The sequence below is a fragment of the Candidatus Viridilinea mediisalina genome (assembly GCF_002532535.1).
GTDB lineage: Bacteria > Chloroflexota > Chloroflexia > Chloroflexales > Chloroflexaceae > Viridilinea > Viridilinea mediisalina.
The window spans coordinates 1-1,666 of record NZ_NQWI01000266.1 but is presented as its reverse complement, the minus strand read 5'-3'; the positions used below and the strand labels follow the sequence as shown (position 1 = coordinate 1,666).

Genomic DNA, 1,666 nt, shown 5'->3' with positions numbered 1-1,666 from the left:
GGCAAGCATGTGACGCTGCAAGAGATCATTGACGTGGTAGGGACAACCATTCCCTTGGGAGGTGCGCTCATGGGTACGATTGCCGAAGAGTTGATTGAGCAAGGTATACAAAAGGGCCTGCAAAAGGGTAAGCAAATCGGACTACAGGAGGGTGAACAGATCGGCCTGCAAAAGGGCTTGCGGCTAGCGCAGCAGGGCTTACAGCAGGCTCGCCAACTGGTGCAGCAGGGTCTGCCAACTGGCATCCGCCTCTCGTTGAAGTGCAAATTTGGCGCAGACGGCGAAGCCCTAATGCAAACGATCACGACCATTGAAGATGTCATGCTGCTTCAGTTGCTCGCCGACGCCGTTGAGCATGCCGAGAGTGTCGAGGAGTTGCGGGCGTGGTTGGCGGATGAGGCGGAGTAGTGTTGGGGAGCGGGAAGCGGGGAGCGGCAATGCACATGGGGCGCAAGCCCCACCAGCGAGCTTTAGGGTGGCAGATCTTGCTCAAGAGTAGCAACGATTTTAGAACAAGCACGTCAACTCACCCCAAGCAAGCAGTTAGCATTAATTCTGGTATAACAAGAAAGCGTGGTACTATGCTCAGAAGACTCACAGCAATTATTGAGCATGAAGGGACTGGCTATGTGGCGCTCTGTCCCGAATTTGATATTGCAAGCCAGGGTGACACTATTGAAGATGCGCGAGCGAACTTACAAGAGGCTCTTGAGCTCTTCTTTGAAGTTGCCTCACCTGAAGAGATTCTTGATCGTTTGCGTGGCGAAGTCTTTGTAACGAGTGTTGAGGTCAAGGTTGGGTAGACTGCGTTCACTCTCAGGTAGGCAGGTAATAGCAATTCTGTCACGCTACGGATTTCAGGTGGTAAGGCAACGTGGTAGCCATGCTGTCATGCAGAAACAACTCGCTAACACAACGGTCACTGTACCAGTGCCACTTCATGATGAGCTGAAGATTGGCACGCTGCAATCGATTATTCGTCAATCAGGTGTGCCAAAATCTGAATTTGAAGTCAAATAGTGTATCATGCTGTGGATAACGCACAGTTAGCCGTAGAGAACTTTGATAAAGCAGCGTTGGCTCTGTTTGGCATTGCTCCAAAAACCCACGATTCCTGCACGACAGATTGCAGTAGAGCAGCCACCATGACCGATCTCACCAACCCGCACGATAAGTTCTTCAAGGCCACCTTTAGCCAACCCGGCGCGGTGGCGCTCTTTCTGCGCGAGTTTTTGCCCGCTGAGGTGACGGCGCTCTTCGATCTGGCGCACATCCAGCCAGTGAAGGATTCATTCGTTGATGCCACTCTGAAAGAACACTTCTCCGATCTGCTCTTTGCAGTGCCGTTGCACGACGCTGACACGCATGCCTTCGTCTGCATCCTCTTTGAGCATAAGAGCTCGGTAGACCACCTGACCCCGTTGCAGGTGTTGCGCTACATGGTGCAAAGCTGGGATAGCATGCAGCGCCAGCAGCGCCCGCTCGCCCCCATCTTGCCCATTGTGGTCTACCATGGCACGCAACGCTGGACGGTCGCGACCGACTTCCAAGCCCTCTTCGATCTCCCCGCCGCCCTTCAGCGCTACACACCAACCTTTCACTACCACCTGAGCGACCTGACGACCGCGAGCGACGAGCAACTCAAGGCAATGGCATGGGTGGGGGC

General features: G+C 54.0%; 3 protein-coding genes and 1 pseudogene. All 4 read left to right on the top strand.

Annotated elements, in window-relative coordinates:
• Positions 1 to 408 (top strand): annotated as a pseudogene (locus CJ255_RS23915) (hypothetical protein); the annotation flags it as partial.
• 173 nt (positions 409 to 581) lie between these two features.
• Positions 582 to 803, top strand: a complete 222-nt coding sequence (locus CJ255_RS21885; RefSeq protein ID WP_097646184.1) for a type II toxin-antitoxin system HicB family antitoxin — start codon at positions 582 to 584, stop codon at positions 801 to 803.
• The gene (locus CJ255_RS25030; protein WP_369127683.1) at positions 781 to 1,020 is read left to right on the top strand and encodes a type II toxin-antitoxin system HicA family toxin; all 240 of its coding nucleotides are present in this window, start codon (positions 781 to 783) and stop codon (positions 1,018 to 1,020) included. Before CJ255_RS21885 ends, CJ255_RS25030 begins: the two co-directional genes overlap by 23 nt.
• A 125-nt stretch (positions 1,021 to 1,145) precedes the next feature.
• Positions 1,146 to 1,666: Rpn family recombination-promoting nuclease/putative transposase (locus CJ255_RS21875; protein ID WP_165774889.1), on the top strand; the 521-nt coding region annotated here is incomplete at its 3' end.

Coding starts and splice junctions, on each gene's coding strand:
- CJ255_RS21885 (WP_097646184.1), top strand. CDS start 582: ATGCTCAGAAGACTCACAGCAATTATTGAGCATGAAGGGACTGGCTAT.